The 13,526-nt window shown below is 54.1% G+C and carries 19 protein-coding genes; 12 read left to right on the forward strand and 7 right to left on the reverse strand.

Annotation, left to right across the window (positions count from 1 at the left end):
• Positions 1-2 precede the first annotated feature (2 nt).
• Positions 3-1,169: a radical SAM/SPASM domain-containing protein gene (locus IPI63_RS00810; protein ID WP_292476089.1), complete on the forward strand. Its 1,167-nt coding sequence runs from the start codon at positions 3-5 to the stop codon at positions 1,167-1,169.
• Between the two features lie 47 nt (positions 1,170-1,216).
• Here IPI63_RS00810 and IPI63_RS00815 read toward each other — a convergent pair whose 3' ends face one another.
• On the reverse strand, positions 1,217-1,366 hold the full coding sequence (locus tag IPI63_RS00815) for a hypothetical protein (protein WP_214065452.1): 150 nt from the start codon (positions 1,364-1,366) through the stop codon (positions 1,217-1,219).
• A gap of 175 nt (positions 1,367-1,541) precedes the next feature.
• On the opposite strand from IPI63_RS00815, the gene IPI63_RS00820 reads away from it, so the two are divergent.
• From IPI63_RS00820 to IPI63_RS00840, 5 genes are all read left to right on the forward strand, one after another.
• Positions 1,542-1,679 (forward strand): hypothetical protein, encoded by a 138-nt coding sequence (locus IPI63_RS00820; RefSeq protein WP_292476092.1) that lies wholly within the window; start codon positions 1,542-1,544, stop codon positions 1,677-1,679.
• Positions 1,680-1,780: 101 nt separating this feature from the next.
• A complete protein-coding gene (locus IPI63_RS00825) occupies positions 1,781-2,881 on the forward strand; it encodes an AAA family ATPase (protein WP_214065450.1) in 1,101 nt (366 codons plus the stop codon).
• A gap of 49 nt (positions 2,882-2,930) precedes the next feature.
• Positions 2,931-3,434: an amino acid-binding protein gene (locus tag IPI63_RS00830; RefSeq protein ID WP_214065449.1), complete on the forward strand. Its 504-nt coding sequence runs from the start codon at positions 2,931-2,933 to the stop codon at positions 3,432-3,434.
• Positions 3,435-3,866: 432 nt separating this feature from the next.
• A complete protein-coding gene (ala, locus tag IPI63_RS00835; RefSeq protein WP_292476096.1) occupies positions 3,867-4,847 on the forward strand; it encodes an alanine dehydrogenase in 981 nt (326 codons plus the stop codon).
• Positions 4,848-5,007: 160 nt separating this feature from the next.
• Positions 5,008-5,241 carry a hypothetical protein gene (locus tag IPI63_RS00840; RefSeq protein WP_214065447.1) on the forward strand — a complete coding sequence of 78 codons (234 nt, stop codon included), beginning with the start codon at positions 5,008-5,010 and terminating at the stop codon, positions 5,239-5,241.
• Between the two features lie 88 nt (positions 5,242-5,329).
• Here the strand turns inward: IPI63_RS00840 and nifB are convergent, their stop codons facing one another.
• Positions 5,330-6,238, reverse strand: coding sequence for a nitrogenase cofactor biosynthesis protein NifB (nifB, locus tag IPI63_RS00845; RefSeq protein WP_214065446.1), 909 nt, complete (start codon positions 6,236-6,238; stop codon positions 5,330-5,332).
• 225 nt (positions 6,239-6,463) lie between these two features.
• Here nifB and IPI63_RS00850 point away from each other — a divergent pair, with 225 nt between their 5' ends.
• The 6 genes from IPI63_RS00850 to IPI63_RS00875 all read left to right on the forward strand — a co-directional run bounded on the left by IPI63_RS00850 (position 6,464) and on the right by IPI63_RS00875 (position 10,589).
• A complete protein-coding gene (locus tag IPI63_RS00850; RefSeq protein ID WP_214065445.1) occupies positions 6,464-6,778 on the forward strand; it encodes a signal recognition particle subunit SRP19/SEC65 family protein in 315 nt (104 codons plus the stop codon).
• A 9-nt stretch (positions 6,779-6,787) separates the two neighbouring features.
• Entirely contained in the window at positions 6,788-7,420 is a 633-nt protein-coding gene (locus IPI63_RS00855) for a histidinol phosphate phosphatase domain-containing protein (RefSeq protein WP_292476098.1), read from the forward strand.
• A gap of 93 nt (positions 7,421-7,513) precedes the next feature.
• On the forward strand, positions 7,514-7,873 hold the full coding sequence (locus IPI63_RS00860) for a DUF2209 domain-containing protein (protein WP_292478168.1): 360 nt from the start codon (positions 7,514-7,516) through the stop codon (positions 7,871-7,873).
• A gap of 72 nt (positions 7,874-7,945) precedes the next feature.
• Entirely contained in the window at positions 7,946-9,193 is a 1,248-nt protein-coding gene (hflX, locus tag IPI63_RS00865) for a GTPase HflX (protein WP_292476099.1), read from the forward strand.
• Between the two features lie 31 nt (positions 9,194-9,224).
• Positions 9,225-9,947 (forward strand): UPF0280 family protein, encoded by a 723-nt coding sequence (locus tag IPI63_RS00870; protein ID WP_214065442.1) that lies wholly within the window; start codon positions 9,225-9,227, stop codon positions 9,945-9,947.
• Positions 9,948-10,316: 369 nt separating this feature from the next.
• Positions 10,317-10,589, forward strand: a complete 273-nt coding sequence (locus tag IPI63_RS00875; protein ID WP_214065441.1) for a non-histone chromosomal MC1 family protein — start codon at positions 10,317-10,319, stop codon at positions 10,587-10,589.
• Positions 10,590-10,598: 9 nt separating this feature from the next.
• Here IPI63_RS00875 and cofC read toward each other — a convergent pair whose 3' ends face one another.
• The 5 genes from cofC to IPI63_RS00900 all read right to left on the reverse strand — a co-directional run bounded on the left by cofC (position 10,599) and on the right by IPI63_RS00900 (position 13,503).
• Positions 10,599-11,282 carry a 2-phospho-L-lactate guanylyltransferase gene (gene cofC / locus IPI63_RS00880; RefSeq protein ID WP_292476101.1) on the reverse strand — a complete coding sequence of 228 codons (684 nt, stop codon included), beginning with the start codon at positions 11,280-11,282 and terminating at the stop codon, positions 10,599-10,601.
• A gap of 30 nt (positions 11,283-11,312) precedes the next feature.
• Positions 11,313-12,053 carry a coenzyme F420-0:L-glutamate ligase gene (locus tag IPI63_RS00885; protein WP_292476102.1) on the reverse strand — a complete coding sequence of 247 codons (741 nt, stop codon included), beginning with the start codon at positions 12,051-12,053 and terminating at the stop codon, positions 11,313-11,315.
• 65 nt (positions 12,054-12,118) lie between these two features.
• Positions 12,119-12,352 (reverse strand): hypothetical protein, encoded by a 234-nt coding sequence (locus IPI63_RS00890; RefSeq protein WP_214065438.1) that lies wholly within the window; start codon positions 12,350-12,352, stop codon positions 12,119-12,121.
• Positions 12,353-12,982, reverse strand: a complete 630-nt coding sequence (locus IPI63_RS00895) for a translation initiation factor IF-2 subunit beta (protein WP_292476103.1) — start codon at positions 12,980-12,982, stop codon at positions 12,353-12,355.
• Positions 12,983-12,987: 5 nt separating this feature from the next.
• Positions 12,988-13,503 carry a 50S ribosomal protein L16 gene (locus tag IPI63_RS00900; protein WP_214065436.1) on the reverse strand — a complete coding sequence of 172 codons (516 nt, stop codon included), beginning with the start codon at positions 13,501-13,503 and terminating at the stop codon, positions 12,988-12,990.
• Positions 13,504-13,526 lie beyond the last annotated feature (23 nt).

The raw sequence follows: 13,526 nt of genomic DNA on the forward strand, positions 1-13,526 counted from the left end.
ACATGATCATATTTTCCAAAGCCCTGGCCGACCAGGCCACTGTATGGGAGGCCCTGCGGAGATCTGAGTCCTGTCAGGGTCAGGACATCCCCGCGGATCTTCTCCGCTTCTCCGCCCAGACAAAGCCGGTGGTGATGTGGAATCTGACCAGGCGCTGCAACCTTGCCTGCAGCCATTGCTATATGGATGCCATCCCCCGAGAGGACGATGAGCTGAGCCTTGAGGAGGGGGTGCGCCTGACAGACGAGCTGGCGCGAATGAAGATACCGATTCTTATTCTCACCGGCGGCGAGCCTCTCATGAGCCGCAACTTCTTCCCCCTGGCCTTCCATGCCCGGGAGGTGGGATTGAGGACGGTGGTATCGACCAATGGCACCCTGATCACCCCAGAGGTGGCAATGCTATTGGCTGAGGCTGAGATTCGATATGTAGGGGTCAGCCTGGACTCTGCCCTGCCCGCAAAGCATGACGAGTTCCGGGGGGTTTCAGGAGCCTATGAACGCGCCCTCCAGGGGCTGAGGAACGCCAAGGATGCGGGGTTGAGAACCGGCCTGAGGGTTACTCTGACCCGGGACAACTGGCAGGACATCCCAGCCCTCATCAACCTGGCCCTGGAGGAAGGCATCCCTCGCTTCTGCCTCTATCATCTGGTTCCCACTGGTCGAGGGGCAGGGATATCGGATAAGGATGTAAGCCAGGAGCAGCGCCGCAGCGTCATCCGCCTGCTGGCCGAGGCGGCAGTGGAGCTTAGGGATAAAAATATCGAGATCCTCACCACCGACTCCCCCATGGACGGGGCATATCTGCTTGAGATCTTGAAGGGGGATCCGAGAAGGGATTATGTGCGCAGGCTCCTGACCAATGCTGGGGGCTGCTCTGCCGGGATCAAGGTGGCCAACATCAGCTATAAGGGTGATGTTCACCCCTGCCACTTCATGCCCCAGGTGGTGGTGGGCAACGTCCGGGAGAGGCCCTTCCAGGACATCTGGATCGACCATCCCGCCCCAGAGCTTTTGGCACTGCGGGCAGTTAAATCAAATCTCAAAGGGGAATGCGGCGAGTGCAACTATCGCGATCTGTGTGGAGGATGCCGCCAGAAGGCCTACTATTATAACGGCGACCTCCTGGGAGAGGATCCCACCTGCATCGTAGAGAACAGGAGAGGCTGAACTGCTATCATCATGGGGGTGATTCCCAGGCGAGCTGGATTGGCCTCTCATTTGGGAGGGGCCGGCTTGCTCTCCTTCTCTTTATCCCCGTTCGCTCCATCCTCTCTTCTTACCCGCTCTATCTTACCCTCATTATTCTGCCTCGCTTCACCCTCCTCCTCCCTATTCTCTCCCGCTCTATTCCTACTCCTCTCCATTCTCTTCCGCTCTATCCTCTTCCTTTTCTACCCCCCCGGGCCTTCCCCTGCATTCCCCCTCCTTCGCGGGCCATTTTATCTTCTCTCCCTGGGTGGTGCATCACTCCCAGAAGTCATATCTGAGATCAGCTACATTATAATGAAATGAATAACGTAGATGGACGGAGGCGGTAAATTGACCCACCATGAAGAGAAGAAAAAGAAGAAAGCGGAAAAGGCAACAAAGGTTGAGCCCATAAAGCCAGGCGACAGGAGGAGGAAAGAAGAAGGGTCTTCTCGATACCTGCCAGTGGACTGCCAGCAGTGCTATTGACTTTATAGTAGATCTCTATTTTCCAATTTTTATATCGCCAAGAATTGAGATCGCCCATAAGGCCAATAGATTTAACTATCTCCGTCGGCAAGATGCATATTGTGCGATCGATCCAAAAGACCCAGGCCAAGCCTCAGGGAGCAAAGCCGGAGAGGAGAAAAGCAATCGGGGCAAGGTTCATCCTTCTGCGCCCAGCCGGCTATCCCTTGAAGAGCATTTTTCAGGAGTGCCCATCCGTCTCCGATGCCAGGCTCTTTGAGCTATATGCTCGGGAGCAGTGGTATGGTGAGGAGGTAAACCCCGGATGCTACCTCTTCGACCGCAGACTCTATCCTGACTATGCCTTCCAGGTGGTTAAGGCCTACCCCAGGAACTCGGTGGTCGGTTTCCAGACCACCATCAAGGTGGAGCAGAAGGCAGAAGCGAAGAAAAAGGTCAGCTATGATGTCTCCTTTGAGGATGTAGTGGGGCAGGAGATGGCCAAACGGAAGGTGAAGATCGTGGAGAGGTATCTCCAGGACCCGGAGAGGTTCGGGCGCTGGGCACCACACAATATCCTCTTCTATGGGGTCTCTGGCACTGGGAAGACCATGATCGCCAAAGCCCTATCCACCCGGGCGGGAGTGCCAATGCTGGCTGTCAAGTCCACCAGCCTGATCGGGGAGTTCGTGGGAGAGGGCGCAAGGCAGATCCACAGCCTCTACGAGAAGGCGGAGGAGATGGCCCCTTGTATAATTTTCATCGATGAGCTGGATGCTATCGCCCTGGACAGACGGTATCAGGATCTGAGGGGAGATGTCTCTGAGATGGTAAACTCCCTGCTCACAGAGATGGATGGAATATCCAGCCGGCTGGGCATCTGCACCATTGCCGCCACCAATCAGATAGAGGTCCTGGATGCTTCCGTACGCTCTCGCTTTGAAGAGGAGATCGAGTTCAAGCTGCCGGATGAAGATGAACGCCTGCAGATACTGCAGAAGAATGCCTGCACCCTTCCCCTGGAGATGGAGGGTGTGGATCTGAAGGGGATTGCCAGACAGACGGAGGGCTTCTCAGGACGGGATCTGGTGGAGAAGGTCCTCAAGGCAGCGCTGCATCATGCCCTGATGGACGAATGCAACATCACTCAGCAGCATTTGGAGGAGACAATATCGAGAGCGCGCCGGGAATTCCGTCAGCCTCCGTTTGAGATGTTCTCATAACTGCAAGGAAGCCCTTTTGTACTTTCAAGTCAAATAAGCTCCGACCTACATGTGGCAGGAGATTCTGGATAAGTTTAGGAGGTTTCCCGCGCAGGAGAAGGTGATCCGCCTCATCCTGCAGAGGGGATTTCAGATAAATGATCAGGCCCGGGTGGTATCAGGCCAGATCGAGATCCCTCATGCTCAGATTGCAAAGGAGCTGGAGGTGGACAGAAGGGTCGTGGACACCACAGCCCAGGCCATTCGCGAGGATGAGCTCCTCTGGAAGGTCTTTGAGAATGTGCGCTCTATGATCTATCTGGGAGAGGTGGCTCCTGCCCTGGGGTTGGGAGTTATTGAGATCGCGCCGGTGGATGCTGCCAAGACTGGACTTTTGGGTGATGTAGCCAGTGCCGTGGCCAGCTACGGCCTCTCCATCCGCCAGGCGGTATCGGACGATCCCTACTTTGTGGAGAGCCCAAAGCTCACCATCATCACTGAGGGAAAGATCCCAGGCGATCTGGTGATTCTTCTCAAGGAGATCGAGGGCGTAAAGAGGGTGACTGTGTATTAAGCCCGGAATCTCATGCGCCCATTACTATCATCAGTATCGATAGTATCATTATTATCATGATGATTATTTCAAAGGAATAATGCAATCGCAGCACAATTAATTAAATTTAAATAGTTTAAAATAAAAGTAATGTCTTGGAGCCTCCGGCGATATCCCCACATCCCTTCTCTCGAAGGCTCTAAACCCCCTTTCCTCTGCTTTGATTCTGATACTCCTTGACCGGGCCCTTTTTCCCGCGCGGCAAAGGAGGCAGCCTTAAGCAACAGACTCAGGCAGCAGCCTTAAGCAACAGACTCAGGCAGCAGTCTTAAGCAGCAAGCTCAGGCAGCAGTCTTAAGCAGCAAGCTCGGGCAGCAGTCTTAAGCAACATGCCAAGGCTGCGAGCCAAAGGCTTTTTCTCCTATGCAGCCTTCTCGCGTAACCGGTGTATTTATGGAAGTGCTCTGGCTCACAGAGAAGGAAGTAAGGTCGCTTTTGACCATGGACGATGCTATAGCTGCCGTCCAGAAGGCTTTTCTTGATCACGGAATGGGAAGAACGCAGATGCCATCCAAGTCCTATCTGCACCTGCCTGACCATAATGGCGACCTGAGATGTATGCCCGCCTATCTCGAGGGGCAGGACATGGCCGGGGTGAAGATCGTCAATGTCCATCCGGGAAATCCACTGATCGGTCTTCCTACAGTGATGGCCCTCTTGATATTGCATTCACCCCATACTGGCGAGCCTTTGGCGATTATGGGCGCGACCTATATCACCAGCATGCGCACCGGTGCTGCTGGTGCCATCGCCGCCCAATACCTGGCCAGGCCGGATTCTCATGTGATAGGCATGATCGGGGCGGGGGCCCAGGCGCGAACGCAGCTTCAAGGCCTCTCCCGCCACTTCCAGATCGATCAAGTGAACGTCTTCGATAGCTTTGCCGATCGGGCCAGGGCTTTTGCAGAGGATGTCCTGGGATTTTTAAAATGCGATTGCATTGCAGTCGCAGGGCCAGAAGAGGCCTGCGAATGCGATATCCTGGTCACCACCACCCCCTCGCGCCAGCCAGTGGTCAGGAATGAATGGGTTCGTCCGGGAACGCACATCAACGCCATCGGTGCAGATGCTGTCGGCAAGCAGGAGTTGGAATCAGCTCTCCTGAAGAGGGCCAAGATAGTAGTGGATGATATCGTTCAATCCGTCCATTCCGGCGAGGTCAACGTCCCCATCTCAGAGGGAATCCTCCACCGAGAGGAGATCCACGCCCAGATCGGCGAGGTATTGGCGGGCAAAAAACCCGGAAGGGTCAGCAGTGAGGAGATCACCATCTTCGACTCCACTGGCCTGGGGATTCAGGATGTGGCAACGGGTCATGCAGTCTATGAGAAGGCTCTGCTCTCCAGCATGGGGAGAAGGCTGGAGATGGCATGAAAGGAATGAAAGAAGTAAGGCTGCTGATCGATGTTATGGATCAGCAGTTCATATCGATATTAATATGGGAGGTCGACAAGATCTGACATCCAATGGTTGGCATTCTACGGCTGACATCCTGCAGCCGAAATCTATATCAATTTTGACATAGAGGCAGAGCGTGGTTAATATGGCAAGGGATAAGAAAAAGAGCAAGGGTCCACAGGATCGAAACAGCAACTATCAGATGAAGAACGGCAACCCCGTCTCCAAGAAGAGAGATAAGAAGCCCAGCTCGGCCAGCGCTGCGCAGGCGGGCTCCTCCAAGTCAAGTGGACAGAAGGGCCTGCTCTCTGGCCTCTCCAAGAGCATCTCCAGTGCTACGAGCAGTCTGACCAAGAAGCTCAAGCACTAATAATAGCAATAAAAATATAGATTGTGAAATCTATAAAAAGATTCTCAGGCGACCAGGCGGCCTCAGAATCTTTTTTATACTGATTCTCTCAGGCCTGCTCCTTTGTCCTGCTCTCGAACTCCTGCTGCACATCGCGTCCGAGCTTTCCGATGGCATCTGAACGGCACTGCCGGCAGTGCTTCATCTGCTTGATGATCTTCCCCAGCTCATCCTGAAGCTTTCTCTTCTCCTCAAGCGATGGGGGCTTGATGTGAGCGAACTTGTACTGGGGGATGAGAGGCATTATATTATGGATGAAGACCCCCATGGACTTGATCTTATGAGCGATATCGATGATATGCTTATCATTGATCCCGGGAATGATAACGGTATTGACCTTAATGATCTTCCTCAGCCTCACAGCCTCCTCAATGCCCTTGAGCTGCTGCCGGCATAAGAGCTCCGCCGCCTCCAGACCCTCATATCTCTTGCCCTCATATATCACGTAATCGTATATCTGCTGGCCAATCTCCGGATCGATGGCATTCAAAGTGACTGTGATATTGCATACGCCCAGGCGGTCCAGCTCCTGAATCTTATCAGGCAGAAGCAGCCCATTGGTGCTGATGCAGAGAATTATGTTAGGATACTTCTCGCCCACCAGGCGCAGGGTCTCGAAGGTCTCTTCATTGGCCAGAGGCTCGCCCGGACCTGCCACTGCCACCACCTTTATGTAGTGGTACTTCTCCAGCACCTGATCGACCCGCTCTAAAGCCTCCTTCGGCTTTAAAACCTGGCTGGTGACACCGGGACGGGACTCGTTTACGCAGTCGAAGTCTCTGATACAGTATTTGCATTGGATATTGCATTTAGGAGCTACAGCCAGATGCATCCTGCCGAAGCTGTGGCAGGCCTTCTCACTGAAGCAGGGATGCTCTGATATCCTCCTCAACTGCTCTGGGTCGTAGGGGATCTCCTCTCCCCTCACATTGGCAACGGGATAACTCTCTTCACTCATGATCGGACTCCAGCATTGTATAACCCCTAGTATCCAATAGCCTGGCTAAAAGACTTGCGTGCCGGAATTGGGTGGATGAAAAGGTTCTTCGCCGTCTTTCAGGGTTCAGGGGGCAGACCGGGAATGCTATCTCTTCTCTGCCTCCGTCCCTTACACTGCCCGCAAAGACTCAGCAAAGGGCCCAAGACAAAGATACTTTAAGGAGGGGGGAGCAAGCTGGAGCATATGCCTGACAAGAGCAAGATTGTGATCTGGCCGCTGTATTTCGATGCTGCTCGCTCTCGCGATGAGGGGCGGATGGTCTCCAGAGAGTTAGCCATCAAAGAGCCCAATCTGGATATGATCATTACTGCATCCATCAAATCAGGGTTCAAGCCAGAGATCGAGAGGGAGAAGAGGCATCCCAGGACCTGGCACCGCCCGGAGGCGGCTGGAAGAATACTGGTGGCAAAAACCGGCTCCAAGTCGGCCATATTAAAAAAGATCGCCGGATCTTTGAGGGCGAAATACAAGAAACAGGCCGCTGTCAAACGAATTTGAGCGATTAATATGATCGATCTGCACACCCATACAACATTCAGTGATGGCGAGCTCATACCCAGCGAGCTGGTGCGCCGGGCAGAGATCAAGGGCTATACCGCCATTGGAATAACCGATCATGCTGATTATACCAACATAGAGCACATCATAAGCTGTGTCTCCAAGGTCAAATATCTGGAGGGTATACTGGATATCAGAATCCTTCCCGGGGTGGAGCTGACTCATGTCCCCCCCCAGAGGATTGCGCCTCTGGCAGATCTGGCCCGCAAGCTGGGAGCGGAGATCGTGGTCGTCCACGGAGAGTCCCCGGTGGAGCCCGTCCGCCCTGGCACCAACCGGGCCGCCCTGGAGGCAGGGGTGGACATACTCGCTCATCCCGGCTTCATAACCCTGGAAGAGGCACAGATGGCCAGGGAGAACGGCGTCTGCCTGGAGATAACAGCCCGCTCCGGTCATAACATCACCAACGGCCATGTGGTGCAGATGGCAGTTCAGGCCGGGGCGAGGATGGTGGTGGATACAGACGCCCATGCCCCTGGAGATCTCATAGATAGCGAAAGGGCGGTTCAGATTGCATTTGGCGCGGGACTGCCTCTCAGGAAGGCGGAGGATATCGTCTGGAACCATGCGATTATAAGATGAGGCCGCATGAGTTGGCATAACAAAATGATGAAATATGATGAGATTCTGCAGATATCCACGGGGGCTGAATAGATAGATATCCTGGCGATTGACATATCAGGCCGTCATTCTGTGCAGGGCAGATACATGATGGTCTGTGCTGTCCTATCTGCCCAGGTATCACCTAATTTTATTGAAAAGGTCCATTCGGTCAGGCTCGTTCCCCGCATCGCCGAGGCTCTGGACATCGATGTGATTGCGAGCCTGATAAGCGACGCCTGCTTATGCCTTCCGGGAACTATTGTTGCGGAGAGAGGGGATTTCTACAACCTGGAGGTATGGAGGGCACAGAGCATCCTGGGAAGGGACTTTAAGTATCCCGAGACCATAGCGGAGAGGACGGCCATAGAGCTGGCTCATCATATCTCCCTGGCGGGAAGAAGGCTTATCACTGCTCGATGGCCAGATGATTAAGGGATGGTAATCCGAATTGAGGCCGGCAATCGATAAATGAGGATGACAATCGATGAAAGTGGGCGATAATCGATGAAGGAGGAGAAGACCGCCGTTCTTCTCTTGCGGGAAAATCCTGTCAATCCAGGAGATCCCTACAGGATGAAAGAGCTTCGAGGCCTGGCAAATGCTGCCGGCTACCTGGTCCTGGATGAGATAATCCAGCGGCGAGAGAGGGACCACCGCTTTCAGATCGGCAGGGGAAAGATAGAGGAGGCCCTCTCCTGCCATCCAAAAAAGCTGATCTTCTACAACCCTCTCAGTCCCACCCAGGTGTTCAACATTCGCAGCGAGTTTCCGGTTCAGGTCCTGGACCGGTTCAACCTCATCCTTGAGATCTTCGCCTCCCGTGCTTCCACCAGAGAGGCCAAGCTGCAGGTGGAGTTGGCCCGTCTGAGCTATGATGCCCCTCAGGTGAGAGAAGAGCTCTCCTTCAGGAAGAGGAGTGAGCAGCCGGGCTTTCGAGGCGCAGGCGCCTATGAGCAGTCGATGTACCATGACATCAGGGGCAGGATGGCAAAGATCAGAGCAGAGCTTAAGGAGGTGGAGGCGATGGGCGAGGAGAGGAGAAAGAGACGCAGAGATCTGGGCTTCGATCTCATCGCCCTGGCCGGTTACACCAATGCCGGCAAGAGCACCCTGCTCAATGCCCTCACCGGCTCTGAGGTAGATGCCCTGGATCAGCCCTTCACCACCCTCTCGCCCACCACCCGGGCCCTTGAGGTCAATGGCCGCAGGGCATTGCTCACCGATACAGTGGGGTTCATCGATGATCTGCCGCATTTTCTGATCAAGGCCTTTCACTCCACCCTCTCCGAGATCTCCCGGGCTGACCTGGTCCTCTTGGTCGCCGATCTCAGCGATCCTCTGGAGCTGCTCAGGCGTAAGCTGGTGGCATCTCACAAGGCCCTCTGGGACTGCCAGGTGACAGCTCCCATGATCACCGTCTTAAACAAGATGGACCAGATGGATGAACTCGATGCCCAGATGAAGATCGATCAGATAGAAGATCTCGCCTCCAATCCGGTTATGGTCTCAGCCCACTCCTCTCAAGGGCTGAGCAAGCTTAAGCAATGCATCTATCAGCTTCTGCCGCCATTGAAGAAATACCAGATCAGGCTTCCTTATACCTCCCAGAGCTTCGGTGAACTCTCCCGCCTCTACCAGACCAGTGAGCTTCTGGATGTGAGCTACGAGGACGAGCTGGTCCTGAGCCTGCGGGGAAGGGCAAAGGATGTAGCCCGGCTGAGCAAAAGGGCAAAGGACGAGCCGGCAGAGTGAATGCTGCAGAATGCCGGTGAGGCAGAGAGCAATGGCAGATATCTTGCGTGAGCGCTTTCATCTGAAAGAGAGCATAGTCACCATCTGCGCTCGAGATGGAGAGCACATCGATGCCGCCAGGGAATCGATCATCAGGCAGCGCTCCTATATCGAGGATTTCATAGGGAATGATCCTTTTTTCATGCTAACCCTGGAGCCTTATGAGCCTTCAGGAAAAGATCCGCCGGATATTGTCAGGCAAATGATCGAAACCAGCGCCATTATCGGCGTCGGCCCCATGGCCTGTGTGGCTGGGGCCATTGCCGGCTTCGCTGTGCAGGCGATGATCGATGCAGGGGCGACTTACGCCATTGTCGATAATGGAGGAGATATCTGCATCCTGAATGATGAGCCGGCGGTGGTGGGGATATATGCTGGAAGCTCCCCATTCAGGGATATCGCCCTCGAGATCCCTGCCCGCAGCAGTCCTCTTGGCATCTGCACCAGCTCGGGAACAGTCGGGCCGTCGATATCCTTTGGCTGTGCTGATGCAGCCACAGTCATATCTGAGGATGTGGCTTTGGCAGATGCTGCTGCTACGGCGCTCGGAAATGCTGTGCAGGCGAATGGATCGCTGATGGAGTGCTTTGATGCCGTCGACAGGCCGGGGATTGATGGTGCCCTCCTGATCAGAGGAGAGGAGATGGCACTGTGGGGAAGTCTCCCTCCCTTATTGCGTGCTCATGTGAGCGAGGAGAGGATTACAAGAGCCTGAGCTATATCTGCGGCGCTTTTCAGCCCCTCTCTCCATAGCCTCCTCCTGATTGTTTATCATTATATCTTGACTATGTGGCATCTTAGGGTAGCTGGCTGCGATGTCCAGCCCGGAGCTGGTCTCACCATCTCCCAAGATGCTATCTGCCTCTCACCGCGATCAGCTCATGCTGGCATCAGCAGACCACGTATAATCGATATCTGTAGCCCATCCATTATAGTTTTAAAGACGTCAATTTTCAAAAAATATCCCTATATCCCCACGTGCGGTTATCGAAGAATCTCACCTTATCTGGATAAAATTAATATAATGGTATTGGACATAGGAACTGAGTGGATGATATTCCGACAGTCGGAAATGGAGGGATACATGGCCGAAACCAGAAATTTTGCCCTCAGGGACAAAAAAGGCAATGAGATCGGGGTCTTCACGGGGAAACAACCCCGGCAAGCAGCTTTAAAGGCAGCGAACAGGGGCCATAAGGATATAAGGCTCAGAGAGCGAGGAACAAAAAAGGTTCACATATTTGTGGGTGAAAGGGTTCAGGTTAAAAAGCCTAAGGGCGCGCCTGCCTGGATGCCCAACCAGATCTGGAAGCCAAAGGTAAAGAAGATCGGTGTGGAAAAACTGGATGAGATCTAGTCTCCTCGCTCAACCTTTTTTGATCTTATCGCTTTTTAGAGGGTGGCGCTCTGGAGTTGACCTGCTGCTCGGAGTGAGATGAAAACCCATCATCTCCAGAGCCATCTTTGCCTCGCCATTGTTATGCAAAAGAACCTCGGTCAGGTCCTGCGGCTCATCGATATCGCAGCTCCCTCGAAAGGACTCGAATACAGTGAGCCTCAGCCCCGTCTGCTGAGCATAGGCGATGTGCCTGGGAAAGCTCAGGCCCCGGTAGCATGTCCGGAATTCAGGGCTGCGAATGAGTATCATATTGGTTCCTCCCCCCCGCCCCGGGCAGAGGACCACATCTCCTGGGCAGTTGAGGATATCTCTGATCTCCTTCTCCCGCAAGAGAGCCAGATCAGCCATCACAATCAACATATCCGATGGCCATCCGAGGCCTGCCTGCTGTGATATCAGGGAGTTGAGGGCATCGTTCAGCTCCAGATCCGACGGCAACACCTCAGCATCAATTCCCATCTCCTCTGGATCGAAGTCCAGATCGGAGAGAATGGTCCTCTTGCCCTGACCGAAGACTGCTACCGCTGCCAGAACGTCCTTTAGCATGGCACGAGAGAAGCTCCTCCTCTCCGCCGGTCCGAGAACCGGCGAGAGCCTGCTCTTTCCCCCTTTGGCCTTGAAAGGGATGACCACATGCATCGGTCGAAGCATGAAAAATGCAGTCTCCTGATTATTGGACTCTCAGGCCTTCAATCGGGGCCGGATTATATCGTTCTCCTTCTCCCGGAACAAGCTGCCTCCAGTGCGGGGGTAGATCAGCCCTCGAAAGACCACAGCGGGGGTAGCGTCTCCTGCCTCCCCCATCAGCAGGTTTGCAGCAGCAGCAATCTCGTCCACAATCGCCTCCTGGGTGATATTGAGGGGGCGTCCATGTATGTCGATCTCGCCACGCCAGTCTCGCAGAGCAGCAATCCCTGCCCAGCCCACTGCCACGCCGGCAACGCCTGACCGGAAGGGGCGGCCACAGGTATCAGTGATGATGACTGCACAGTCCTTGCCCAGAGCCTGGCGGATCCTGCGGGCGCTGGCGCTGGGATCTTCTGGCAGCAGCAGTATCTTTTCGTCACCCACATTGGACTGATCTATGCCGGCATTGACCCCGATATGGCCAAAGCGGGTGGCAACCAGCAGAAATGGCCGCTCAATCAATACATCGCTTGATTCATTAAAGACCGCCTGCACAAATCTGGGATCTTTTCCCAGCTCGCGGGCGATCTCGACTGCATGGCTGTCTGGCTGGTACTCACTCAGATCCCTCACCCTGCCTTCTGCTTTGGCCACTATGGTGCTGGCAAGGCAGAGGACATCCCCGTCCTGGAGATCGAATAGAGATCGGAGCAGCGCCGGAATATCGTCTCCTTCCTTTATAACCGGCAGACCGCGAATCAGAAACCCCTTTAGACTTGCTGCTGGCTCGGACATAATCCCCGTCGATCACAAATCCTGATTTGAAATCCCGAATTATCCTGCTGATCTGCTGATCCCTTCTATTTCAACTGTGAGCCGGATGGCAGCCGGCTGAGACGGTACAGCCTGGCCTGAACCAGGAGATCAAGCAGATAGGAGTAGTTCACAGCCACAATCGCCATTCGATCGCTGCTGATCTCCATCCAGGGGATGCCACAATAGCCTTCTGCAAACTCCCTCCAGAACTCCGGGGGAGTGAACTCCAATTGATACTTGTGCTCTGCAGTAAAGGTGAGGCTGATCATCTCCTCCATCTAGGACACCTTGCCCTTTCTCTCCACAACATCAGCAAAGGCCAGTGTTCCGCTGATCTTCTTGATCTTGGCCCGGACTATCTCTCCCTTTATAGTGCCGGGCACAAAGATGAGATATTTGTCCACCTTTGCTATGCCATCGCCCTTGTTGCCCACAGATTCGATGCGCAGCTCATAGGTCTCTCCCTCTTCGATGACATCCTTCTGGATTGCTGCTGTCGCCTTTCTCTTGCGCACAGGGCGGTGGGCACCACAGGCATCACATTTGAGCGTTAGCACGCGATCGCTCTTGATGAGATGAGTATCAGGCAGCCTGCATTCAGTACAAACAACATACTCTTCGAAGTAAGATTCTATCTGGCGGGCAATGGCGTTCTCGCCAAACTTTCCCTGAAAGATCCCTCGCTGCCCCTCGATCTTCCCGGCAGTGCCCATCTCCTGGAGGAGATATTTCATCAGATGCTCAGGATCGCGATTCAGAGTATCAGCTATAGCACCAAAGTTCTCCAGGACGGTGGTCTTGCCCTCATAGAATACCTTTGCTGAAGGAATGACAAACCTTTCCTTGGACTCTCTGGTGGCGGGCATCTTCTTCATGGCCCTATCCAGGCCCGCTAAATAATCGTCCATCCAGATTACCTTATCAGCTCTTGACCGGATTCCACGATGATTTTAATGGGTGTCGGCAACTTATGTCCAGCTCTCCTCAATGCTTCCTTGGCATCGTTGAAGTATTGAAGAGGCACTCCCAGGGTGAACAGCTTCTGGCCAGCTTCAACTCTGGCTGCTGTTCCCACTGCCTTGCCAAAGGCCATCCTCATTCCGCTGGAGACCCGGTCTGCTCCCGCGCCGGTGGCCTGCTTGTTCTCGCGAATGACATGATGGGGGTATGTCCTGAGCTTGAGGTTGTAATTGGTCCTGCCCATCTGCTTTACAAGGTAACGATTGGCTGCGACCCTTGCTGCCTCCAGAGCTGTATGCCTGATCTGGCAGGGCTCCATGACCACCAGTGTCAGCTTCAAGGGATAGTCCTCATGCAGATTTCCCATATCATAATGAACCACTTTGCTTCCGGGAACGCCCCCCATATACTCTCTCCGGGTATAGGGTCGTTCATGCCTTCTGTACATGCTTGCTGGTTTGCGTGTCAAAATCAATTCCTCCGATAATCCTG

The organism is Methanothrix sp. (genome assembly GCF_016706325.1).
GTDB lineage: Archaea > Halobacteriota > Methanosarcinia > Methanotrichales > Methanotrichaceae > Methanothrix.

Bases quoted from the DNA above. Each gene is read 5' to 3' on its own strand.
- IPI63_RS00855 (WP_292476098.1), top strand. From the start codon at position 6,788: ATGATCGATCTGCACACCCATACAACATTCAGTGATGGCGAGCTCATA.
- IPI63_RS00875 (WP_214065441.1), top strand. From the start codon at position 10,317: ATGGCCGAAACCAGAAATTTTGCCCTCAGGGACAAAAAAGGCAATGAG.
- IPI63_RS00890 (WP_214065438.1), bottom strand. From the start codon at position 12,352: ATGGAGGAGATGATCAGCCTCACCTTTACTGCAGAGCACAAGTATCAA.
- cofC (WP_292476101.1), bottom strand. From the start codon at position 11,282: ATGCTTCGACCGATGCATGTGGTCATCCCTTTCAAGGCCAAAGGGGGA.
- ala (WP_292476096.1), top strand. From the start codon at position 3,867: ATGGAAGTGCTCTGGCTCACAGAGAAGGAAGTAAGGTCGCTTTTGACC.
- IPI63_RS00815 (WP_214065452.1), bottom strand. From the start codon at position 1,366: ATGGAGAGGAGTAGGAATAGAGCGGGAGAGAATAGGGAGGAGGAGGGT.
- IPI63_RS00810 (WP_292476089.1), top strand. From the start codon at position 3: ATGATCATATTTTCCAAAGCCCTGGCCGACCAGGCCACTGTATGGGAG.
- IPI63_RS00870 (WP_214065442.1), top strand. From the start codon at position 9,225: ATGGCAGATATCTTGCGTGAGCGCTTTCATCTGAAAGAGAGCATAGTC.
- IPI63_RS00850 (WP_214065445.1), top strand. From the start codon at position 6,464: ATGCCTGACAAGAGCAAGATTGTGATCTGGCCGCTGTATTTCGATGCT.
- IPI63_RS00885 (WP_292476102.1), bottom strand. From the start codon at position 12,053: ATGTCCGAGCCAGCAGCAAGTCTAAAGGGGTTTCTGATTCGCGGTCTG.
- IPI63_RS00830 (WP_214065449.1), top strand. From the start codon at position 2,931: ATGTGGCAGGAGATTCTGGATAAGTTTAGGAGGTTTCCCGCGCAGGAG.
- nifB (WP_214065446.1), bottom strand. From the start codon at position 6,238: ATGAGTGAAGAGAGTTATCCCGTTGCCAATGTGAGGGGAGAGGAGATC.
- IPI63_RS00895 (WP_292476103.1), bottom strand. From the start codon at position 12,982: ATGGACGATTATTTAGCGGGCCTGGATAGGGCCATGAAGAAGATGCCC.
- hflX (WP_292476099.1), top strand. From the start codon at position 7,946: ATGAAGGAGGAGAAGACCGCCGTTCTTCTCTTGCGGGAAAATCCTGTC.